18 protein-coding genes are annotated in these 21,245 nt (G+C 70.9%); 6 read left to right on the top strand and 12 right to left on the bottom strand.

Annotation, left to right across the window (positions count from 1 at the left end):
• Window positions 1-7: 7 nt before the first annotated feature.
• Window positions 8-862 (bottom strand): HAD family hydrolase, encoded by an 855-nt coding sequence (locus tag C5B97_RS04630; RefSeq protein ID WP_258067949.1) that lies wholly within the window; start codon window positions 860-862, stop codon window positions 8-10.
• The gene (gene serS, locus C5B97_RS04625; protein WP_104310947.1) at window positions 859-2,124 is read right to left on the bottom strand and encodes a serine--tRNA ligase; all 1,266 of its coding nucleotides are present in this window, start codon (window positions 2,122-2,124) and stop codon (window positions 859-861) included. The genes C5B97_RS04630 and serS overlap by 4 nt, the downstream gene beginning before the upstream one ends.
• An 84-nt stretch (window positions 2,125-2,208) precedes the next feature.
• Between serS and C5B97_RS04620 the strand changes: the two genes are divergently transcribed.
• The 3 genes from C5B97_RS04620 to C5B97_RS04610 all read left to right on the top strand — a co-directional run bounded on the left by C5B97_RS04620 (window position 2,209) and on the right by C5B97_RS04610 (window position 4,233).
• Window positions 2,209-3,378 (top strand): diacylglycerol kinase family protein, encoded by a 1,170-nt coding sequence (locus tag C5B97_RS04620; protein WP_104310946.1) that lies wholly within the window; start codon window positions 2,209-2,211, stop codon window positions 3,376-3,378.
• 166 nt (window positions 3,379-3,544) lie between these two features.
• Entirely contained in the window at window positions 3,545-3,793 is a 249-nt protein-coding gene (locus C5B97_RS04615) for a helix-turn-helix domain-containing protein (protein ID WP_104310945.1), read from the top strand.
• Window positions 3,794-3,918: 125 nt separating this feature from the next.
• The gene (locus tag C5B97_RS04610) at window positions 3,919-4,233 is read left to right on the top strand and encodes a hypothetical protein (RefSeq protein ID WP_104310944.1); all 315 of its coding nucleotides are present in this window, start codon (window positions 3,919-3,921) and stop codon (window positions 4,231-4,233) included.
• Between the two features lie 24 nt (window positions 4,234-4,257).
• Here C5B97_RS04610 and C5B97_RS04605 read toward each other — a convergent pair whose 3' ends face one another.
• Together C5B97_RS04605 and C5B97_RS04600 are read right to left on the bottom strand one after the other, a co-directional pair.
• Window positions 4,258-4,569 carry a hypothetical protein gene (locus C5B97_RS04605; RefSeq protein ID WP_104310943.1) on the bottom strand — a complete coding sequence of 104 codons (312 nt, stop codon included), beginning with the start codon at window positions 4,567-4,569 and terminating at the stop codon, window positions 4,258-4,260.
• Between the two features lie 159 nt (window positions 4,570-4,728).
• The gene (locus C5B97_RS04600; protein WP_104310942.1) at window positions 4,729-6,150 is read right to left on the bottom strand and encodes a hypothetical protein; all 1,422 of its coding nucleotides are present in this window, start codon (window positions 6,148-6,150) and stop codon (window positions 4,729-4,731) included.
• Between the two features lie 439 nt (window positions 6,151-6,589).
• Here C5B97_RS04600 and C5B97_RS04595 point away from each other — a divergent pair, with 439 nt between their 5' ends.
• Complete coding sequence (locus C5B97_RS04595) at window positions 6,590-6,892, top strand: hypothetical protein (RefSeq protein WP_104310941.1); 303 nt, start codon at window positions 6,590-6,592, stop codon at window positions 6,890-6,892.
• A gap of 3 nt (window positions 6,893-6,895) precedes the next feature.
• Here the strand turns inward: C5B97_RS04595 and pheA are convergent, their stop codons facing one another.
• The gene (gene pheA / locus C5B97_RS04590) at window positions 6,896-7,843 is read right to left on the bottom strand and encodes a prephenate dehydratase (protein ID WP_104310940.1); all 948 of its coding nucleotides are present in this window, start codon (window positions 7,841-7,843) and stop codon (window positions 6,896-6,898) included.
• Between the two features lie 67 nt (window positions 7,844-7,910).
• Between pheA and pgm the strand changes: the two genes are divergently transcribed.
• A complete protein-coding gene (gene pgm, locus C5B97_RS04585; RefSeq protein WP_104310939.1) occupies window positions 7,911-9,539 on the top strand; it encodes a phosphoglucomutase (alpha-D-glucose-1,6-bisphosphate-dependent) in 1,629 nt (542 codons plus the stop codon).
• A 124-nt stretch (window positions 9,540-9,663) separates the two neighbouring features.
• Here the strand turns inward: pgm and C5B97_RS04580 are convergent, their stop codons facing one another.
• The gene (locus tag C5B97_RS04580; RefSeq protein ID WP_258067958.1) at window positions 9,664-12,177 is read right to left on the bottom strand and encodes a hypothetical protein; all 2,514 of its coding nucleotides are present in this window, start codon (window positions 12,175-12,177) and stop codon (window positions 9,664-9,666) included.
• Window positions 12,178-12,327: 150 nt separating this feature from the next.
• Window positions 12,328-13,287: a M15 family metallopeptidase gene (locus C5B97_RS17875; protein ID WP_181026902.1), complete on the bottom strand. Its 960-nt coding sequence runs from the start codon at window positions 13,285-13,287 to the stop codon at window positions 12,328-12,330.
• 131 nt (window positions 13,288-13,418) lie between these two features.
• Here C5B97_RS17875 and C5B97_RS04565 point away from each other — a divergent pair, with 131 nt between their 5' ends.
• Window positions 13,419-13,706, top strand: coding sequence for a GNAT family N-acetyltransferase (locus tag C5B97_RS04565; protein WP_104310935.1), 288 nt, complete (start codon window positions 13,419-13,421; stop codon window positions 13,704-13,706).
• Window positions 13,707-13,749: 43 nt separating this feature from the next.
• On the opposite strand, the gene eccCa is transcribed toward C5B97_RS04565, so the two are convergent.
• The 5 genes from eccCa to C5B97_RS04540 all read right to left on the bottom strand — a co-directional run bounded on the left by eccCa (window position 13,750) and on the right by C5B97_RS04540 (window position 21,203).
• Window positions 13,750-17,727 carry a type VII secretion protein EccCa gene (gene eccCa / locus C5B97_RS04560; protein ID WP_104310934.1) on the bottom strand — a complete coding sequence of 1,326 codons (3,978 nt, stop codon included), beginning with the start codon at window positions 17,725-17,727 and terminating at the stop codon, window positions 13,750-13,752.
• Window positions 17,724-18,575 carry a hypothetical protein gene (locus C5B97_RS04555; RefSeq protein ID WP_104310933.1) on the bottom strand — a complete coding sequence of 284 codons (852 nt, stop codon included), beginning with the start codon at window positions 18,573-18,575 and terminating at the stop codon, window positions 17,724-17,726. The genes eccCa and C5B97_RS04555 overlap by 4 nt, the downstream gene beginning before the upstream one ends.
• Window positions 18,572-19,906 (bottom strand): EsaB/YukD family protein, encoded by a 1,335-nt coding sequence (locus C5B97_RS04550; RefSeq protein WP_104310932.1) that lies wholly within the window; start codon window positions 19,904-19,906, stop codon window positions 18,572-18,574. The genes C5B97_RS04555 and C5B97_RS04550 overlap by 4 nt, the downstream gene beginning before the upstream one ends.
• A gap of 68 nt (window positions 19,907-19,974) precedes the next feature.
• Complete coding sequence (locus C5B97_RS04545; protein ID WP_104310931.1) at window positions 19,975-20,475, bottom strand: OCRE domain-containing protein; 501 nt, start codon at window positions 20,473-20,475, stop codon at window positions 19,975-19,977.
• Window positions 20,472-21,203, bottom strand: a complete 732-nt coding sequence (locus tag C5B97_RS04540; protein ID WP_104310930.1) for a hypothetical protein — start codon at window positions 21,201-21,203, stop codon at window positions 20,472-20,474. The genes C5B97_RS04545 and C5B97_RS04540 overlap by 4 nt, the downstream gene beginning before the upstream one ends.
• Window positions 21,204-21,245 lie beyond the last annotated feature (42 nt).

Below are 21,245 nucleotides of genomic sequence, written 5' to 3'. Positions count from 1 at the left end.
CTCGTGCCTAGCTGAGCTTGCTCAGCGCCACGCCGAGGCCGTCGTGGGCGAAGTCCGGCGCCAGCACGTTGCCGGCGTCGATGACCTCCTGAGGCGCGTCGCCCATCGCGATGGCCGTTCCCCCGTTGGCCGCCCACTGCAGCATCTCGATGTCGTTGCGGCCGTCGCCGGCGACGACGACCCGCTCCATCGGGATGCCCAGCTCGCGACGCACACGCTCGAGCGCGGTGCCCTTGTTGACGCCGTCCGGCGCGATGTCGAGCCACGCCGTCCACCCAACCGAGTAGCTGACCTCGTGCAACCCGAGCCGTTCGATGACCGCCGTGAACTCCTCGATCGAATGGTCGGGCGAGATGACGACCAGACGCGTCGCCTCGGCGTTGAGCAGCTGCTCGAAGGGGACTTCCTGGCCCCGAGCCTCGAAGCTGCCGTCGGGGAAGTGCCCGCTGTACTTGAACACGCCGTGCGGGTCCTCGACCGCGAACATGGCGTTCTCGAGTGCGCCGCGCAGGCTCACGAGCACCTCGGTGGGGTCGAAGGTCTCGATCCACCGGGTCGCGTATCCGCCCTGGGCGACGGCATCCCGCTCGAGCGTCATGGCCCCGTTGGCGGAGACGTGGAACCGCGAGTCGAGGCCGAGGCGCTCCGCGATGGGGCGCGTGTCCGCCCAGCTGCGGCCCGTCGCGAGCATGACCTCGTGGCCTGCCGCCTGCAGGCGGCGAACCTGCTCGAACGTGGCGTCTGGGATCGCGCCGTCGATGCCGAGGATCGTTCCGTCGATGTCGAGCGCCACGAGCATCCGCTCGCCTGCGGCATCCGCCTCGTTCGAGGTGCCCAGGCCCGTCAGGCTCTCCGCGCTCACGCGACGGGCTCCATGACCTCGAGGCCACCGAGGTACGGGCGCAGGGGCTCGGGGATGAGCACCGAGCCGTCCGCGCGCTGATGCGTCTCGAACAGGGCGACGAGCCAGCGAGTCGTCGCGAGCGTTCCGTTGAGCGTCGCGACCGGCGTCGTCTTCCCCGACTCGGTGCGATGGCGCGTCGACAGGCGCCGCGCCTGGTAGGTCGTGCAGTTCGACGTCGAGGTGAGCTCGCGGTACGCGTCCTGCGTCGGCACCCACGCCTCCACGTCGAACTTGCGAGCAGCAGAAGAGCCGAGATCTCCAGCGGCGGTGTCGATGACGCGGTAGCTCAAGCCGAGCGACTGCAGCACCTCCTCCTGCCAGCCGAGGAGCCGCTCATGCTCCGCCTCCGCCTCCTCCGGCTTCGCGTAGACGAACATCTCGAGCTTGTTGAACTGGTGCACGCGGATGATGCCGCGAGTGTCCTTGCCGTGCGAGCCGGCCTCGCGGCGGTAGCAGGTCGACCAGCCGGCGTAGCGAAGCGGGCCGGCCTCGAGGTCGAGGATCTCATCCGAGTGGTAGCCCGCGAGCGCGACCTCGCTGGTGCCCGTCAGGTACAGGTCGTCGTCCTGCAGGTGATAGACCTCGTCGGCGTGCTCGCCGAGGAACCCGGTGCCGCGCATGATCTCCGGCTTCACGAGCGTCGGCGTCGTGAGCATCACGAAGCCATTGCGGATCGCGACGTCGAGGGCGTACGACATGAGGGCCAGCTCCAGTCGCGCGCCGATGCCGCGGAGGAAGTAGAAGCGTGCACCGGAGACCTTCGCGCCGCGCTGCATGTCGATCGCGCCGAGCAGCTCGCCCAGCTCGAGGTGGTCGCGCGCCTCGAAGTCGAAGCTCGGCCGCTCCCCGACGGTCTTGAGCACCTCGAAGTTCTCCTCGCCACCCGCGGGGACCCCCTCGATGACGAGGTTCTGGATGCGCCCGATCGCGACGTCCGCGGCGGCGCTCGCCTCGTTGGCGGCCTGGCTCGCGGCCTTGACGCTCGCAGCGAGCTCCTTGACCGAGGCGAGGATCGCCGGCTTCTCCTCCTTGCTGGCCTTCGCGACCAGCTTGGACGCCGCGTTCTGCTCAGCACGCAGACGCTCGAACTCGGAGATCGCCGACCGGCGAGCCGCATCCGCCTCGAGGGCCGCGTCGACCGTCGCCGGGTCGTTGCCGCGCGAGAGCTGCGAGCGCTTGAGAAGGTCGGGCTGGTCACGGAGAAGCTGGGCGTCGATCACGCGCCAAGCCTAGCTGGCGCAGGTGACACGGGCACGAGCGGAGCTCGGCGCTGACGCACACCATGGCTGACTTAAGCTCACTGCATGCCGCATACCGCCCGACAGGGTTCAGACAAGCTCGCCGCCATCGTCGTCAACCCAGTGAAAGTCGACACGAAAGCGCTGCGCGCAGCTGCCGCCGAGAGCGCCGAGCGGTACGACTGGCCGGAGCCGCTCTGGTTCGAGACGACCGTCGAGGATCCTGGCGCCGGGCAGACGAAGGAGGCCATCGCCGCCGGCGCGACCATGGTCATCGCCGCCGGAGGCGACGGCACCGTCCGGCTCGTCGCCGAGACGCTCGCGGGCACCGATGTCGCCCTCGGCGTCGTGCCAGGCGGAACCGGCAACCTGCTCGCCCGCAACATCGGCATCGAGGTGGCCGGGGGTGTGACCGACACGGTCTCGGAGATGGTGCAGAGCGCCTCCACCATCCTGCCGGGCGCAAAGCCTTCCTCGCTGCCCATGACCACCGTCGCGCGCGCCGTGGAAGTAGCCTTCGGCGGAGTGGACGCTCGCATCGACCTCGGCTGGGCCGCCGTCGAACGCGAGGACAAGACCCGCGAGCGCATGGCCTTCACCGTCATGGGCGGCGTCGGGATCGACGCAGGCATGATCGCGAACACCTCAGAGGACCTCAAGAAGAAGGTCGGGTGGGTGGCGTACCTCGGGGGCATCATCCGCTCCGTGGCCAACGGGCCCAACTTCCACCTGCGGCTGCGGGTCGACGGCAAGTCGCACGCCAGCACGCTCCGGGCCGCCACCGTGATGGTCGGCAACTGCGGCCTGATGCCCGGCGGGCTCCACCTGCTCCCGGACGCCGAGATCGACGACGGGCGACTCGACCTCGCCATCATGCGCCCGAACGGGCTCCTCGGGTGGCTGCAGATCTATGGGCGCATCGTCGTGCAGTCCGGCATCATGCGTCGCACCGACGTCGGCCGGCGCATCCTGCTGGAAGGCCGCAAGCACGTGCGCGCGCTCACGTACGCCCAGGTCGAGGAAGTCACCTTCCGCCTCGACTCGGGCCCGGAGGAGTTCGAGGTCGACGGGGATGCGGCCGGCCGGATCACGGCTGCGCGCATCTGGATCGAGCCCGCGAGCCTCACCGTGCGCACCCCGAAGCCCATCCCCGAGAACGAGGGCCTGCGCACGCTCGCGCGACGGCTCGGCCTGGCTGCAGAAGAGAACTCGCCGAAGAAGCCTGCGCTCAGCTGAGGCGGCGCGCCCGGGAAGCACGCTCGAGCCGGGCGTGCGCCGCGGTCGCGCGCCTCACTTCTCCGCCGAAGCCGCCCGGAGTGCTTGCATCCTCTCGGAATCAAGCGCGAGAATGCTACTTATAACTCTGTAGACTCATGAGTAGCATTCCTCCATCATTTGGGACATGGTCGGTGAACTCCAGCGAAGCGTGGGCAAGAACATCCGTCGAATCCGGCTCTCGCGCGGCATCAGCCAAGAGGCCCTCGGCGCGGTCGTGGGACTGCACCGCACCTACATCGGCTCCGTCGAACGAGGCGAGCGGAACATCACCCTCCAGACGCTCGAGGGCATGGCGGAGCTCCTCGGCGTGGCCCCCATGGAACTCCTCGACGACGACACCTCAGCGCGAACGGATTCGACCCCCAGCGCCTGACCTCGCAGCCTCACCTCACCAATGTCGGTGGCAAGCCGTAGCTTGTCGGTGCAGGGCAACGAGAACAGACTGTGCCGGGTCCCCTCGCTTCCCTCCCGCTGATCCGCCGACACCTGGAGCGATCGATGACGCACACCACCGGCACGAACACCTGCCCGACCTGGTGCATCGCGTTGCACCTCGACGGCGACACCCTGCACCACGGAGCGAGCATCGAGCTCCCGGTCATGCGGCGCCCCAGCCCCGGCGAGCGCCTGTTCCGCCCAGAGCTGTCCGCGACGCCGATGACGCTCGAGCTCGTCGCCCACCAGGAGACGGGTGAGCCTGCGCCGTGGATCGCGGTTCTCCACGAGGGCGCAGCCGTCCTCGACCTCACGACGCTGAGCGCCGATCACCTCGCCGCCGCACTCCTCGCCCTCGCAGCCGACGCGCGTCGCTGAACGTCGCGAAGACACCCGAGGGTGTCAGTCGGAACGGGCCGCTCCCCCACCCGACTCATCGATCTCATCCCGCTCCGCGCGCGCACGCCGCCGCATCCACACGACGAAGGCGACGAGCAGCACGACGATCACCCCGGAGAGCACGACGATCGTGACCACCGCAGCGCGGGGAACAGACTGCTCCGCAGCAGCCGAGGCGACCTCGACGGCCTGCGCCTGCATGGCCCCCCAGAGGAGCAGCGCTGCACCGAGGAGGACGGCGATGACGGCGAGTCCGACGCGACGAACGCGTTGACGTGGGGTCTGGCGAGGGCTGTGGCGAATAGCTGACGACACGTCTGTCTCTTCTCCGGGTACGGCTGCGGACGCAAGGACACGCGCATCCGGAGACACAACTGCGTCCTTCCGCGCGCGAAAAAGGGCGGCCCACCCCGTGTCGGGGTAGGCCGCCCAGTCTCTCAGACCGGCGTGCGCCGGACCTGGATCTGCTGGCGCTTAGGCGTCCTGCTTGCGCTTCTTCTGCGCGAGGAGGAGCACGGTACCGGCGAGCAGCACCGAACCGGCGATGCCGAACGCGAGCGCGGCGTCGAACTCTCCACCCGTGGTTGCGAGCGTGTCGTCGCTGCCAGCGGCCACCGCAGTCTCAGTCGGGGTCGCCGACGTCGACGCGGATGCCGAAGGCGAAGGCGTGACCGTGATGGTCGTGCCGGGCGTCGCGGTCGGCTCGGTGGTTGCCGTAGCCGTGGGCTCCGTCGTTGCCGTAGCCGTGGGCTCCGTCGTCGCGGTTGCCGTCGGCTCCGTCGTCGCCGTAGCCGTGGGCTCTGTCGTCGCGGTTGCCGTGGGCTCCGTCGTCGCCGTAGCCGTGGGCTCCGTCGTCGCGGTTGCCGTCGGCTCCGTGGTCGCCGTAGCCGTGGGCGTCGGAGTTGCCGTTGCGGTCGGCGTCGCCGTTGCGGTGGGCGTCGCCGTGACCGTCGGGGTAGCCGTCGGGGTCGGGGCCACGTCGAAGCCGAGGGCGATGCGGATGTTCTTGCGCAGCTCGAGCTGCTCCGCGTCGCTCCACAGGAACTCGAACTTGTCGGCGAGCACCGTGTCACCCGTGGGCTGGACGTCGGTGACGACGAACGCCGCCCAGGTCTCGGCGTAGTCCTCGACGATGTTCATCGCCGCGTAGTTGCTGACGTAGTCCGACTCGTGGGTCGCGTACCAGGCGTTGGCGACGTTCCAGTCGTAGTTGTCCTGCGGGGGAGCCGCGTCGCCGTAGGGCTCCCAGAAGTTCTCGTGGAAGCCGAGGATCTGCGAGTCGGGCTGCGGGCAGCCTTCCCAGAGCTCGAGCTTCTCGCAGGACGCGTAGGTGAGGTCGACCTCGTCCGTGTTGAGCGAGAGCACGTGGGCGAACTCGTGGATGAGGGTCTCGGTGAGGATCGCCTGGTCGTCCGCGTAGGCGAGGTTGACCTTCAGCTGCCACTTGGAGGGGTCGGTGCTGTCCTGGTTGACCGAAGCGGCGGTGTTGCTGCTCGGGTTGTTGTAGGTCTCGTACGTCGACATGTGCTCGTTGATGAACGACGGCGTCGCGATCTTGACGTAGATTTCCCAGATCGCGGCCTCGTCGGGCGTGACACCCGCTGGGAGCTCCGCTCCCGGCTGGATGACGTAGTTGCGCACGGGCTCCGTCGAGCGTGAGAGGTGCGAGCGGGTGTCGTCGCCGTGGCGCGACGGTGCCGCGACCGGCTCCGTCCGAGATCCGGTGAGGTCTTCGCTCGGGGTGTCTGCGAGCGCAGGGGCCGAGCCGAGACCGGCAGAGATCGCGACGATTCCGCCGATGAGTCCGATGGACGCGAGCGTCTTGCGGACGCCGCCGCGAGCCGACATCGAGCGCGAGCCCGTCTCCGACTCAAGCTGTTCGAGCTGCTTCTTCAAGCGTGGGCCCCTTCGTTGGTTGCGGGTCGTGTCGGTGCTGCGAGGCGCTGCGTCGCGAGAGGCGACCACCCGCGTGGTGATCGCACTCCGGCTCTGCGGCGCTGAGGCGGTGTCCCGCCAACCCACCGTCGCCGTCCCGAAACCGGGGTTGGGTAGCACGCGAAGATGGGAGCCAGCAAAGTGCCTGTCTAACGTAACAGGAACGTGACCTTTTTCAAGGGGCGAATTTCGGGTACTTCTCCCCCTGGCGTTGGGACACGCGGTGCGCTACGTGGTGCACGGCGGCGGCGTGTGCGACCGGTCGAGTGGCAGACGACACAGAATGTCGGCGGTCACTTCTACGGTGTCCGAACAGCCCAGCATCCGCGTCGCGCGGCAGCCGCCCCGGCTGTGCCGGACCGGGGCAGCCCCTCCGCGTGCACACCAGAGGAGAACGCGCATGATCACGCGATCCGGCACCCCGCTCTGCCCAGCATGGTGCATCGCCCTGCATCTCGATGCCGATGAGACCCTGCACTACGGCGCAAGCAGAGAGGTCTCCGTGGTGACGCGAGCGCCGGCGTCCCACCGCGAACGTCAGCATGCGTTCGCCATCGACACGCTGGTGCTCGTCCAGCATCAGGAACGCCACGAACGCGTTGCCTGGCTCGCGGTCCTCTTGCGAGACGGCCCGGTGCTCGATCTCACGGTCGACAGCGCACGCCGTCTCGGCGCGAACCTCACCGAGGCCAGCGCGCGATGAACCTCAGCCGCGCAGCGAGCTCAGCCAGTCGACCGCTTCGCCGAAGTGCTCGTCACCCCACTTGGGGTCGACGACGACCGGCTTGCGATCCGCCCGCGGGTACGAGCCGAGGAAGATGACGTGCGGGCTGAAGCGGCGAAGGCCGAGCAGCGCATCCGCAACCCTCGCGTCGTCGATGTGGCCATCGAGGTCGAGCACGAAGCGATACGAGCCGATGCGGTCAGGTAGAGGGCGAGACGTGATCATCGAGAGGTTCACGCCGCGAGTCGCGAACTGCTCGAGCATCACCATGAGGGACCCCGGGAACTCCTCAGGAAGCTCGACGATGAGGCTCGTCTTGTCGGCTCCCGTCCGAGCCGGAAGCTCACGACTGAGGCTCACGAGCGCGAACCGTGTGCGCGCCGTCTTGTTGTCCTGGATGCCCTCACCCAGCACCGACACGTCGAAGCGATCCTCGACCCCGCGCGGCGCTATCGCGGCGTCGATGTCGCCGCGCTCGTCGAACAGCGCGTTGACGCTCGAGATGTTCGAGTTCGCGACGACGTGCTCGTGCCCCGGGATGTTGCCGTGCAGCCACCTGCGGCACTGGCCGTACGCAACCGGATGCGCCGACACCGTGCGCACATCCTCGAGACGCGTTCCGGGCCGGACGACGAGGCTGAACGAGATCGCCACCTCGTACTCGCCCGCGATACGAAGCCCCGGGATCGTCGCGAGCGCATCCTGAGACGCCGTGACGCCGCCCTCGATGCTGTTCTCGATCGCGATCATGGCTGCCACGCTGCGCCCGGAGGTGACATCGGCGAGCGCCTCGCCGACGTTGCTCACGGGACGCCAGATCTGACCCTCGGCGGCGGCGACCTGGCCGAGCGCCGCCTCCGTGAACGTGCCAGCCGGCCCGAGGTAGGAGTACGTCTCTCGCTCATCTGGCACGGTGCTGGCTTCGGTCATGGGGTTCAGCCTATGCCGATGCATGAGTTCCTCCCCACGAGGCACCGCGCGGTGCCAGACTGAGGGCATGCACGATCGCGCTGGCAGCCTCGCCCTTGAAACTGACCTCATCGATCTCGACGCACTCATCGCTGCGTACGCCGAGAAGATCCCCGACCCCGCCGTCTCGACGCAGCGCGTCGCGTTCGGCACGAGCGGCCACCGCGGCTCGAGCCTGAACTCCTCGTTCAACGAGACGCACATCCTCGCCATCACGCAGGCCATCGTCGAGTACCGAGCGGCTCAGGGCATCACCGGCCCGCTCTTCATCGGACGTGACACGCACGGACTCAGCGAGCCGGCCGAGCGCAGCGCCCTCGATGTGCTCGTCGGCAACGGCGTCACCGTGCTCGCCGACCTCGACGACGAATGGGTGCCGACCCCCGCGCTCTCGCACGCGATCATCCGCTACAACGCCGATCCGGGCAACACCGAGCAGGCAGACGGCATCGTCGTCACCCCGAGCCACAACCCTCCGCAGGACGGCGGCTTCAAGTACAACCCCCCTCACGGCGGGCCGGCGGACAGCGACGCGACCGGGTGGATCGCGAACCGCGCCAACGAGCTCATCGAGGCCGGCCTCGAGGGCGTGAAGCGCGGCACCCCAGACGCGAGCAACGTGGGCCGCCACGACTTCAAGGGCGACTACGTGCGCGACCTGAAGAACATCATCGACGTCGACGCCATCAAGCGCGAGGGCGTGCGCATCGGCGCCGACCCGCTCGGCGGTGCCAGCGTGCGGTACTGGCAGGCCATTGCCGACGAGTACGACCTCGACCTGATGGTCGTGAACCCGGACGTGGATGCGCGCTGGCCGTTCATGACGCTCGACTGGGACGGCAAGATCCGCATGGATCCGTCGTCGCAGTCCGCCATGGCCTCCGTGCTCGCGCGACGCCACGACTACGACATCCTGACGGGCAACGACGCCGACGCCGACCGCCACGGCATCGTCACCCCTGACGCGGGGCTCATGAACCCCAACCACTACCTGGCCGTGGCCATCGACTACCTGTGCGCGAACCGCCCCGAGTGGTCCGCGTCGGCCGGCATCGGCAAGACGCTCGTGTCGAGCACCATGATCGACTTCGTCGCCGCCTCGCTCGGCCGCACGCTCGTCGAGGTGCCCGTCGGCTTCAAGTGGTTCGTCCCCGGCCTCATCGACGGCTCCATCGTGTTCGGCGGCGAAGAATCTGCCGGAGCGTCGTTCCTCCGCAAGGACGGCACCGTCTGGACCACTGACAAGGACGGCATCCTCCTCGCCCTCCTCGCGGCCGAGATCATCGCCGTCACCGGCAAGACGCCGTCGCAGCGGTACGAGGAGCTCGTCGCGGAGTTCGGTCGCCCGGCCTACGAGCGCGTCGACGCACCAGCCACCCCCGCCCAGAAGGCGGTGCTCGGCAAGCTCGACGGCGACGCGATCTCAGCGGTCGAGGTCGCCGGCGACCCCATCACGGCACGTCTCAGCCACGCCCCCGGCAACGGAGCGGCCATCGGCGGGGTGAAGGTCACCACCGACAACGCGTGGTTCGCCGCCCGCCCATCCGGCACCGAGGACGTCTACAAGATCTACGCCGAGTCGTTCAAGGGGCCTGAGCACCTGAAGCTCGTGCAGGCGGAGGCCAAGGCCATCGTCGACGCGGCGCTCAGTTCCTGACCGCGCGTACCGCACCACCCGCCGCTAGAACGCCGCCTGCGTCTCCAACCTCTGGACGTGCTCGAGAGGGTGGAAACGCAGGCGGCGTTCTGTGCCGGCGGGCGCCGGCGGCGCCGGCGGGCCGCTACTGGCCTTCGGCGGGAGTCGGGTTGGTCGCGCTGAGGCGGCCAGCCTGTCCGACGCCAGCGGAGAACTCGACGCTCACGATGTCACCCGACGCGTTGAAGCAGGTCACGCCGGTCTCGAAGGTGATCTCACACACGAACTCGCCGAGCACCACGGGCGAGTTGTAGGGCTGCACGACGGCACCCTCAAGCGGAATGTCGTCCGTGAGGCACGGGAACGTGTAGCCGTTGGAATCGAGCCCCACGACGACGCCCGTCGCGCCGGCCTGGCACGCCTGTTCCGGAACCGGGAAGTCGACGGTGTACTGCTGGCAGGTGACGCCCGTCTCCGGGGTGATCTGGCAGCGGATGTTGCCGGTCTCGCTCGTGAAGGTGACCGGAGCGAAGTTGGGGTCGGCGACGGCGGCCGGCCCAGCGGGCGGTGCCGGCTCCTCCGTGGCGGGCTGCTCCGCGGCGGTCTCGCTCGCGGAGGGGTCGCCGCCAGCGATGGGGTCGTCTCGGTTCGCTCCGACGACGTTGCCGATCATGATCGCCGAGATGATCAGAAGGATCGAGCCGACCACCGAGAGGGCGATGATGCCGAGACGTCGACGGTTGCGGTTGTCGAGGCCACGCACGGCCGCACCGACGCGTCCACCGCCTCCGCCGCTCCCGCCGCCGAGCGCGGCACCCACTCGGTCGAACGGATTCCGATCGGACGGCTGGACGTCGGGCTCGTCACTGACCGGTCCCGAGGAAACAGGCCCCGTGGACCGCGGCGGGGCGGCAGCAGGCGCACCCGCCCCACGCGGCGCGGGCCCGGGACGGCGAGGCGCACGAGGCGCTCGAGGCGCTCGAGGCGCTCGCACGCCAGCGGACGCCGGGGCGGACGACGACTCGTCCGCGTCGTCCTCGTCGAACCAGCTGGAGAGCAGCTCCTTGGCAGGGTCCTGCTCGCGCTGGCCTCCCTGAGGCGTCTCGGGCGGAGCGAAGCGCGCATCCCGGTCGCTGTCACGATCCTGCGCGGAATCACGATCCTGCGCGGAATCCTGATCCTGCGCGAAGCCCCGGCCGTGGCTGACACCCTGGCCCTGGTCGACGTCCTCGCCGAAGGCGGGCCCGGTGTGCTGCTTCGGCAGCGCGCGCGTCGGCGGCTCAGCCTCCGGCGCACTCGGTGCCTGCGCTGCACTCGGGACCTGGGCTGCGGGCTCTGGCATCTGCGGGGTCTGCGCTGCCGGGGCGCCGGAGGCACCGAACAGCTCGGCCGCATCCTGTCGCTCGGAGTCGCGCGCTTCACCGAAGCTCTCGCGCTTGCGAGACGGCAGCGGCACGATGCCGGTCTGCTCGAAGTCGCGCGACACGATCGGGCGATCGGAGTCATCGAGGACGCTGCCGTCGCTGCGCTCACCGGCAAGCAGCTCATCGAAGGCGCTCTTCCCGGCAGGTGCCGCGCGGGGCGGCTCGCCGGGAACGACCGCTGGCCCGCTCGGGAAGACGGGGGCAGCGGATGCGCCGCGGAACGGGTCTCCCGTGGCGGGCATCGGCGGCGGTGAGGGGACGACGCGCGGCATCGGGAGCGCCGGCGGCTCGGCGCGGAACGAGGGGATACGCGGGGCCTCGTTGGTGGCGCCCGACTGCGCACCGGCACCCTCGAGATCCGTATCGGTCGAGGCCGGCGTCGCAACGTCAGCCGATGAGCTGGGAGCGGCTGCCCGCTGGTCGGAGTCGGCGGTCTGCGCCGCTGCTGCCCGCTCGGGCGGCCTCCCGAACTGCGGTGCGGCGCTGGCTGGTGCAGCGCTCTCCGGAGCAGCGGTCTCCGCGGGCGCCTCACTGCGCGGTGCGGGTGCGGCCGGGGCGGGTGCGGCCGGCTCCACGGGCGCGGGGTCGCCCGTGCCCTCGAGGTCGGAGAACCAGCTCGGCACCTGTCCGCGCGGCTCGCTGTCGTCTGCGCCGGGCATGCCGGGCTGGGACGAACGTGCCGGCGGGGTGTTCATGGGGAGCACGTCGAACTCGGTTGTCGGCGGCTCGAACGCGAACGCATCCCGCACTGGACCCGTCGTGTTCGGCGTCGACGCTGCGGGAGCCTGCGGAGCCTCAGCGCTCGCAGCTTCTTCAGCGGTCGGCGCCTCGACGGGCGGCTCAGCTGGCGCGGGGGTGCGTGGGCGCGCCGGAGTGGGAGGGATGACCGTCTCGGGCGTGACGATGCCTCGCTCACCCGTCGCGCGCAGGTCGGGGTTGAAGCGGCGACGCGAGCGGAGGAACGACGGGGGCTCCGGAGCCGCGGGTTCCGGTTCGCTGCCGGCGTCGTCCGTCTCGGGCGCGCTCGGCGACGAGGCCTTCGGGCGGTACCGTGCGAAGAAGTCGTCGCCGTCAGTGGGCGCCGTCTTCTGCTCCGCCTCTTCGCGAGCGCGGCCCACGACCTCCGAGGGCGGAGTGGGGGCCGAGGCGTTCCAGCGGAAGCCGCCCGCACCGATATCAGCCGGTCGGCGCGGAGCAGCGTTGCTGCCGTCGCTTTCGGCGGCGCGAGGGCGCACGGCCGTCAGCTTGGTACCGCACTCGGCGCAGAATCTCTGTCCGACCTGCGCTTCGGCACCACACGTGGGGCACGTTGCCATCTCGACCTCCTGGTCTTGGAGTGCTTCTGCTTCCAAAGCTCTGGCAGAACTCTACCGAGCCTGGCCTCTTCAGTAGCCTGGCGCCGCGGGAGCGCCCAGGAATTCCTCGTACGTGCTGGTGCCAGCCGCCTGCATCGCGGCGGACGTCTCCGTGCCGACGTAGCGGTAGTGCCAGGGTTCGAACTCGTACCCGGTGGTGGCGGTCGCCCCGTCCGGGAAGCGCAGGATGAAGCCGAAGCGGTGGGCATTCGTGGCGAGCCACTGACCACCCGCCGTCGTCGAGAAGCACTGCTCCAGCACGCATCCCTCGCCCTGCGACGAGATGTCGGCGGCGAGCCCGGTCTGATGCTCGCTGTACCCGGGACGAGCCGACGTGAGGTCGGCTGCTTCCTGGCCGAGGTCGGCGACGTACCCGGTGTAGAGCTCGGTCTGCAGCCCGTAGTCGCGGTACCCGCTGGTCATGTCCAGAGTGAGCCCCGCCTCGGCGCTGGCCGCCGCGAACATCGTCTGCACCGCGGTCGCCGCCTCCGAGCGGAGCGAGTGGCCGTTGGCGGAGGGGACGCCGATCTCCGACATGGCGACGAGGTCGGCGGGCGCGTAGTCGGCGGGAACCAGCGGTGTCTGCTTGTTCACAAGCACCGTGATGCTGTTGGGGTCCGTGATGTTGAGCACCGAGGCCGGTGGCTGCGTCTCGGTCGGAGTCGGCTCGGCCGTCGCGGTCGGCTCCGGGGTCGGTGTGGCGGTGGGAGTCGGGGTGGCCGTCGGCGTCGCGGGGGCCGAGGTGGATGCGATGGTCGGCACGCTCGCGTCACCGTTCGATGCGGCGGTCACGGCCCAGTAGATGAAGCCGCTCCCCAGGAGCACGACAACCGCGAGACCCGCCGCGGCGATCTTCCGGTTCCGGCGCACACGCGCTGAGGCCTTGCGCTTGCTCCGCCCGGCACGTTCGGCGCGCCGCCCCTGATCATCCGGCGCCTGAGCCTCCGACGCTCGGCCGTCCGGCGTATGGTCCTGCTGCTCCTCAGTCACCGGTCAACCCTCGCACAGGCGCTGGCGGGGTCGTCCGGGACTGGCCGAGGGTGCGGACACTGATGCTCGCACTCGGCATCGTCGGCGTAATCACTGAGTCTTCTGCCGGTGGGACGGCGTAGCCTCTGCGCATGTCAAATTCCGTCCAGCACCAGCAGGATCGTTCGCGCTTCGCCCTCAACGACGGCGACGGCACCGAGATCGGGTTCCTGAGCTACGTCACGACGGCCGACGCGATCGTCATCGATCACACGGTCGTCGACCCCGCCCATCAGGGGCAGGGACTCGCCGCGGTCCTGACGGATGCGGCGCTGACGACGCTCGGCGAGCAGTCGGCGCTCACCATCGTCCCGCAGTGCCCGTACGTGGCGGCGTTCATCCGCAAGCATCCCGAATACCAGCCGCTGACCACCCGCTGAGCGACGCAGCAGGCCAGACACCCACCGAGCAGCCGCCGCCCCGTCAGGCGCGCTCGGGGAGGTTCGCGAGCTGCACGACCGCGGGAGCCTCTCCGCGTCGCACGTACTTGCCGCGGCCCGGGGGCATCCGCTCGGCGTAGAGGCGCGGCGCGATCTGCCCCTCGCTGCGATCGCCGGAGAGCAACAGCAGCGCCCCGCCCGTATCCCGCGTGCTCTGCAGGAACGGCGCGTACATGGCCCTCGTCGACCCGGCGACGGGCCTCGTGACGACGATGTGGATGCCGAGGTCGCGAGCCGCAGGCAGGTGAGGGACCAGCGCCCCGAGCGGGTCGGTGCCGCCGGCCGCGACGATGTCGTAGTCGTCGACGAGGAGCACGACTCTCGGCGTCTTCCTGAGCTCCTCGGCGGTGCGGCCTGGCCGCTCGGCGAGTTCGCTGGCGATGGACGCGGCGAGCCCGCTCGCCTGCGCCGCCGACTTGGCGTGGGCTGCGAGGTACTCCTCGGGGATCACGCCGGGCACCTTGCCGCGCGGGTCGACGACGGCGATCGCGAGCTCGTCTGGAGTGAACCGCTCGACGAGGCCCTTCGCGATGACGCGCAGCGCCGTCGACTTGCCGCTCTTCGCATCCCCGAGCACGACCAGGTGCTGGTCGGAGTCGAGGAAGTCCCACAGCGCGGTGTCCATGGTGTCCTGGCGGAGGCCGAGGGGCACGGCGGCGGGTTCGTCGGCCGCGTCGGGCAGGCTCGACGGGTCGACGACGTTCGGCAGGAGGCGGATGGGCGCTGCGGCCGGCCCGCTCCAGGATTCCGCCGCTCTGGCCGCGAGTTCCTCGAGGGCGTCGCCGACCTGGTCGGGGTCGACGGCTTCGAGCGTCGGGAGCGCGAACTGCGCCAGGGTCTTCGCGTCGGTGAGCGCGCGCCCCCTGGAGTCGGCCGGCACCGATTTGGCGAGCTTGCGGTCTATGGCCGAGTCCGACGGGTCGTTGAGGCGCAGCTCGATGCGCGTCCCGAACAGCGACTGGTGCGCCATGCGCAGCTCGCTCCAGCGGCCGAGCGTCACGATGAGGTGGATGCCGTAGCTCGATGCCTGCAGCATGAGCTTCGTGAACGGCCCGTCGAGGTGCTCGAAGTCCTGGCGGAGGGCGCCGTAGCCGTCGACGAGGAGGACGATGTCGGCGTTCGGCAGTCCGGGCAGCTTCCCCGCGGCGTGCATGGCGCGAAGCTGCGCCGTGCTGTCGATGCTGTGCCGTTTGAAGAGCTCCTCGCGCATCCGCAGCATCGCGGCGAGCTCCTCGACGAGGCGCACGAGTCTGGAGTCGTCTCCTCGCGTGGCGACGCCGCCGACGTGCGGAAACGCCTCCAGCCTGCGGAGGCCGCCGCCTGTCAGGTCCATGCCGTAGATGCCGACGGCGCCCAGTGCGCCGCTGAGGGCCAGCGATGCCGCGATCGTGCGCAGGGCCGTGCTCCGCCCAGACTGCGGGCCACCGATGATGGCGACGTGGCCACCCGATTTGGTGAGGTCGAGCACCCACGGCTCCTGCCGCTGATTCGCGGGTTCGTCCTCGACCCCGATGACGAAGCGAAGCGGATGCGCTCCCCCGGGGTTTGCGGGGCCGTGGGGGTGTTCGCCGGAATCGCTGGGGTCTGCTGAGCTGTCCGCGCCGGCCGCGAACGCCTCGCCGAGCGAGATGCGCTCGGCGAGCGGGGGCAGCCAGACCGGTCTGACCTTCTCCGGCCGGTCGAGCTGGGCGACGAGGTCGTCGATGAGGGTACGGCGGGTCTCCGGGGCGCGCAGCACGAGCGGTGCGTCAGGGTCTCCCCCGCTGTCGATGCCGTTGAAGAGGGGCACCTCGACGATTCGCGGTTGCTCGTCGTCCGTGACCGGGCGCGCCTCAGCCACCTCGTCGATGGGACCGGAGACGTAGCCGGCATGGAAGCGCTGGTAGACGCTCGTGTCGACCTTCAGGTAGCCGTAGCCGGGGATCGGCGGCAGGTGGAAGGCGTCACCGGAGCCGAGCACAACCTGCGACTCCGCCTCGCTGAACGTGCGCAGACCGAGACGGTAGGACAGGTAGGTGTCCAGCCCGCGCAGCTTGCCGCCCTCGATGCGCTGGCTCGAGAGCAGCAGGTGCACGCCGATGGACCGACCGATGCGGCCGATCTGCAGGAACAGGTCGATGAAGTCGGGTTCCGCCGTGAGCAGCTCGCCGAACTCGTCGATGACGACGAAGAGGTGCGGCATGGGCGCGAGCTCGGGGCGAGTGCGGCGCAGCTCGCGGTAGTGCGAGATGGACGGTGACGAGTCCGCGGCCTTCAGGAGCTGCTGTCGGCGCACGACCTCGCCCTGGAGCGAGGCCTTCGCTCGCACCGTCAGCTGCGGGTCGTCGGCGAGGTTGTCGATGAGGCCCGCGAGATGCGGGAGTCCCTCGAACGGTGCGAAGGCCGCCCCGCCCTTGTAGTCGACGAGGATCATCGCGAGGTCTTCCGGCGGGTGGGAGACGGCGAGCGACAGGATGAGCGTGCGCAGCATCTCCGACTTCCCGGAGCCGGTCGCGCCGATGCAGATGCCGTGCGGGCCCATGCCCTGCTGCGCGCTCTCCTTGAGGTCGAGGTGCACCGGGCGGCCCTGATCGTTGACGCCGAACGCGACACGGAGGAACTCCGAGGGCTGTCGCGGCGCCCAGACGCGCTCGAGTGCGACTGGCTTGTCGAGGGGAACGCCGAGGATCTCGGCGATGTCGGCCGCGGGTCCCTCGTCGTCGCGGGCCCCCGCGGTGGCGAAGGTGCGCCGCGCGGCCAGGGTGCGGGCGAGGCCCTCGAACGCGGTCGACGTCACCTCGTCGGCTTCGAATGAGAGCGTGCGCTGCTCGCTGCCGCCCGCGTTGTGCGTGAGCGCCGCACCGCCGTCGGCATCGAGCTCGATGCGCACGTCGACGTCGTCCGGCTCGTGGAGGCGATCGTCGACGAGGTGGACGATGGTCACGCCGATCTCGCTCGGCGTGTAGCTGCGGTCGGGGAGCTGCAGCGGGCGGGCGGGCTCGCCGTGGCGGTCGTCGACCACGACGAGACTGGTCAGCGTCGTCGCCGTGCCACCGCGGCGCCTCGCGGCGGCGGCCGTCTGGGTGCGGTCGAGGAGCTCGCTCCCGATCACGGCGGCGAGCTGGCGGAGGTCCGGCGCGACGCGACGCGCCGGCATCGGACCGTCGAAGAGGCGCGGGTTCTGCGCGTGCGGGAGCAGGTCGAAGCCACGCCAGTCGTCTCCGCGGTCCGGAGCGAAGGCGGCGGCGAGCTGCACGTCGTCCGGGAGCTGGTGGCTGGCCAGCTGGGCGACGAGCCCCCTCACGAGGGGCACGGTGCGCTCCCGCGGTCCGATGATCGCGACGACGGATGCGCCCCGAAGCTCCGCGACGGCGGGCATCCCCGGCACCTCGCTGTGCGTCTCGGCGAGCAGCTGCGCCTCGCGAAGCAGGATGGGGTCGGCGGGCTCGGTCGGCGAGTCCTCAGCGGAGACCCCGAGTTGGAACCACGGCACGGTCGCCGTGCCCACGCGGGCCTGCAGGTGGTCGGGGTCGCCGCGGCGCCTGTCCCAGAGGCGAGCGGGATCCTGCACCAGGGAGGCGAGGCCGCTGCGGTCGGGATGCACGAGCCTCGCGGCCCGCGCCGCCCCGGCCGCCTCGTCGCGCAGCTCGGTGCGCTGCCGCTCGAGGTAATCGAGGTAGCGCTTGCGGCGGATGCGCAGCGCCCGGCCGGCGCGACCCCTGGCCGAGATCGCGAAGCCGACACCAGAGACGATGGCGACGACGAACACGATGCCGGCGATGAAGAGGAACAGCGGCTGCCCGTTGCGCATGACCACCATCATCGTGACGGACGTGAGCGCGCCGACGACCGGCAGCAGGAACTGGAATGGCGTCGCGCTGGCCTCGTCGCTCAGCGTGGGCGGCGAGGCGAGCTGGCGGGGCTCGGGCCTCTGGGCCGGGAAGACGGTCCGGGTGGGTCGGTGTGCGTCGCGGATGCTCACGGTCGCCTCCCTGGTCGGTCGGAGGTGGATGCGGGTCGGTTGGGCGCTGGGGGAAACACGGGCGCCTGCGCGGGCGGCGCGACGGGTGCCGGCGGCGCGTGCGGGATCGGAGCCGAGGGCGCGACCGGGGTGGGCACCGGCGGTGCCGCCACCCCCGCTGCCGCATCGATGACCCTGGCACCGAGGCGCAGCATGCGCACGCCGTCGAGGCCCCGCCGCGCGCTCTCGCGCAGCTTCCGGTCGTGTCGCAGGAGCACAGACGGGAAGGGCAGGTTGTCGACGAGCATCTCGGTCGCGAGGCCGGCGACGCGCTGCACGTCGACCGCGACGAGGACGACCCTGGTGTGCGCGCCGATCGCGGCGGCGACGTCGAGGGCCTGCTGGACGCTCGACCGGTCCGCCGGGGTCACGAGGCAGAGCACGTGCGAGTGCTCCGCGAGGTCGCGGAGGCGCTCCAGCGGAGTCGCGCCCCAGTCCGTGACCGTGAGGTCGTAGGCGTCGCTGGACGCGCGGTGCAGCCGCCACCAGGCGTCGACGTCGGCGGGCCACTCGGCCGGCGACAGCTCGAGCGCCTCGACGGCCGTGCCATCGAGGCCGCGTTCCGGGCGGGCGCTGCCGCCCTGCGCGCTGACGAAGCGCACCCGGTCGCGCCGCACTGACGACAGGAACCTGGCGAGCTCCACGGCGACCGTCGTGCATCCGGCGCCGACCGCGAGCGAGGCGACGCCGACACGACGGCGGAGCGCAAGCGGCACGGCGGCACGCTCTCGGAGGTCCCGCAGCTCGGCCGCCCCGCGCGCCGTGAACGCGTGCGGCCAGGCCAGGTGCAAGGCGCTCGGTCGGTTCAACGGAACGCCTCGAGGAGGTCGGCGAAGATCCCGAACGAGCCGAGCGCGAGGGGCACAACCGTGAGCACCACGAGCAGCTCCACGATGTCGGCCCAGCGCCTGAGCTTGGCGGCGACGACCCCGCTCGGGCTCCACGCGGCGGTGGCGACCGCGAGCAGCGCCACGACACCCGCGGCGAGGGCCTTCTCACCGTCGCCGAGGAGCGGCGTCGACAGCAGCCACAGGATGCCGGGCACGGCAGCGGCGGCCAGCAGGGCGAGACGGGGAGGCGCGAGCGGGAACGTGCGCATGCGGAGGAGCGCGACGATGGCGAGGGCCGCGGCGAGCCCCTGCCGCCATGGGTCGCCCGAGAGCAGCAGCTCGGTGAGCGACAGCGCGGCCACGACCGACACGGCGATGACCGTCCAGGTGAGCTGCGCGAACGACTCCGCGATCGCAGCCCGCACGTCAACCGTCGACGCGCGCTCGCCGCGCATGATGCGGTCGTCGTAGGACGTGAGGCCGCTGAGGGAGAGGGCGGCGCCAGGAAGCAGGCCGAGGGCCGCGACGCTCAGCACGGACACGATGACCGCGACGCCACCGCGATCGAAGCCAGCCAGGCTCAGGAAGAAGAGGATGCTGCCGGCAATCAGGCCGACTGCGGCGCCGTACCTCGCCGAGCCCCGCTGGAACCCGATGCCCCACACGAGTCCGAGCACGAACCAGGCGGACATGGCGGCGACGAGCACCGTGTTCGGCAGGAGACCCGCGACGCCGCCGGCGCCACCGTCCCTGCCGACCTCCGCGGCGAGCCCGAACGCGGCGGGCAGGGAGACCCCGATCGCTGTGCTCGCGACGGCGACCGCCGCGAACCGCTGGCCCGACCGAGCGAGTCCCGCGCCAGCGGCCGCGAGCAGTGCCGCGGCGGCGAGCATCCACTGCGCCGGAAGCGCGAACGCGCCCATGGCCCACATGGCGGCACCCGCGGCGGCGACCCCGGCGGCGACGGCCAGCGTCGTGCGCGTGTGCGCCTCCCCCCAGGCGTCCCGCCTCGTGGCCCCGGCCTCCGTGATGGCGTCGGTGATGTCGATGACCTCTGGCGCCTGCGGTGCGTCGTCGGCGGTCGTCACGCGCAGCATCGCGCCCGGCCGCACCCCCTGCTCCTCGAGGGTCGCGTCGAAGTCGAGGGATGCGCCGGTGAGTGTCGTCAGGATCAGCACGTCACCGCCGTGCGGGTGCTCGTCGAGCAGCTCGAGGACGTGAGGGAGGAGCACTCCGACGGGCTCGGTGCTCGGCAGCGCGAGCTCTGCCTTCCGCTCGCTGCCGATGACGGTGAGTCGCGTGTACGACACTCAGTGCTCCTCAGGGTTCTGTCGCCGGGCATCGGGGTTCGCTCGCCGGATGCCAGGGCTGGCGCTGCTCACTCGACCACCGTCAGCGTCTGCGGGTCGATCGTGATGCCGCTCGTCGGGTTCGTGTAGTACCCGGTGGCCGGGTCGATGTACCAGCCGATCCTCGTGTCGATGAGCTTGCCGGCCGGGTCCGTCGCGTAACCGGTGGCGGGGTCGACGACGAAACCCGTGCGCGGGTCGGTGTACTGGCCCGTCGCCTGGTCGAGCAGGAAGCCGGTCGCCTCGTCCTGCACGACCGTGCCGCCTGGCTGGACGGGGTTCGCCGCGGCCGCCGCCTGGAACGCGGAGATCGCCTCCTGCTGCTTGCGATCCTCGAGCAGGTTCACGACGAAGCTCGTGCCGAGGCACGCGCAGCAGATGACGGCGCCGAGGATCACCGAGCCGAGCAGTCGACCCACGTTCGTGTTGACGGTGCGCCTCGTCGCCTGCGGTCCGTGCGCGAGCGCGCCGAGCATCCGCTCGCGGTGCGCGCGCGTCGTGTCGATGAGCGTGCGGTCCGTCTCACTCACGCGGCCACCCCCGTTCCTGGCACGCCGGGCCGACCGAGGCGCACGCGCCTCGAGCCGAGGGCCAGCACCGTGCCGAACGGAACGGTGACGGCCGTCTCCGCCTGCAACCGCTGCGGGTCGCCGCCCGCGAACGCCCACGTGCCGGAGACGCTGCCGAGGTCGGTGACGAGCACACCCTCGAAGTTCGGCTCGAGGCGCACGTGGGTCGGGGCGAGGCTCCGTGAGAAGTCGGGCACGGCGACCGGCCGCTGGCTCCTCGACGAGACCTGCGGGGCGCGGCCCACGACGATCACGCCGCGGACGACGTGACGCGAGCCGTCATCGAAGTGCAGCTCGAGGTCCGGGCTCGAGAATCGCTGGGGCACGCGAGTCGGCGGGGCGAGCTCGATCGCGGCCGGCACCAGATGCAGCGGATCGCGCCCCGTGCGGACGTTCATCGTCGCGCGTGCGCCCGTGAGCGGATGCGCAGGCATGCCCGTCGACCGGGCGACGGTGCGGAGCCCCAGCAGGGCGTGGCCCGCGCTCGTGCCGAGCGCAGCGCGCATCCACCACCAGACCGCGAGCAGGACGAGCGACACGACCACTCCGACGAGCACCGCGAACGCGAGACTGTGGGCCGCGGCCAGCAGCGAGAGGCCAGCGACCACCGCGAGCCCGAGCGCCACGTCGAGCGCGATCGACCAGGCGAGCTGGGCGGTCGCCGCTGGGAGATCGGCCGTTTTCCACACGAGTCGCAAGGCTAGTCGGCCAAACCTGACGCCGGGAGGGGA

Source organism: Pseudoclavibacter sp. RFBB5 (assembly GCF_002931555.1).
Classification (GTDB): domain Bacteria; phylum Actinomycetota; class Actinomycetes; order Actinomycetales; family Microbacteriaceae; genus Pseudoclavibacter.
This window is presented reverse-complemented; position numbering and strand designations above follow the sequence as displayed.

Bases quoted from the DNA above. Each gene is read 5' to 3' on its own strand.
- C5B97_RS04620 (WP_104310946.1), top strand. From the start codon at position 2,209: ATGCCGCATACCGCCCGACAGGGTTCAGACAAGCTCGCCGCCATCGTC.
- C5B97_RS04615 (WP_104310945.1), top strand. From the start codon at position 3,545: ATGGTCGGTGAACTCCAGCGAAGCGTGGGCAAGAACATCCGTCGAATC.
- C5B97_RS04610 (WP_104310944.1), top strand. From the start codon at position 3,919: ATGACGCACACCACCGGCACGAACACCTGCCCGACCTGGTGCATCGCG.
- C5B97_RS04595 (WP_104310941.1), top strand. From the start codon at position 6,590: ATGATCACGCGATCCGGCACCCCGCTCTGCCCAGCATGGTGCATCGCC.
- pheA (WP_104310940.1), bottom strand. From the start codon at position 7,843: ATGACCGAAGCCAGCACCGTGCCAGATGAGCGAGAGACGTACTCCTAC.
- pgm (WP_104310939.1), top strand. From the start codon at position 7,911: ATGCACGATCGCGCTGGCAGCCTCGCCCTTGAAACTGACCTCATCGAT.
- C5B97_RS04565 (WP_104310935.1), top strand. From the start codon at position 13,419: ATGTCAAATTCCGTCCAGCACCAGCAGGATCGTTCGCGCTTCGCCCTC.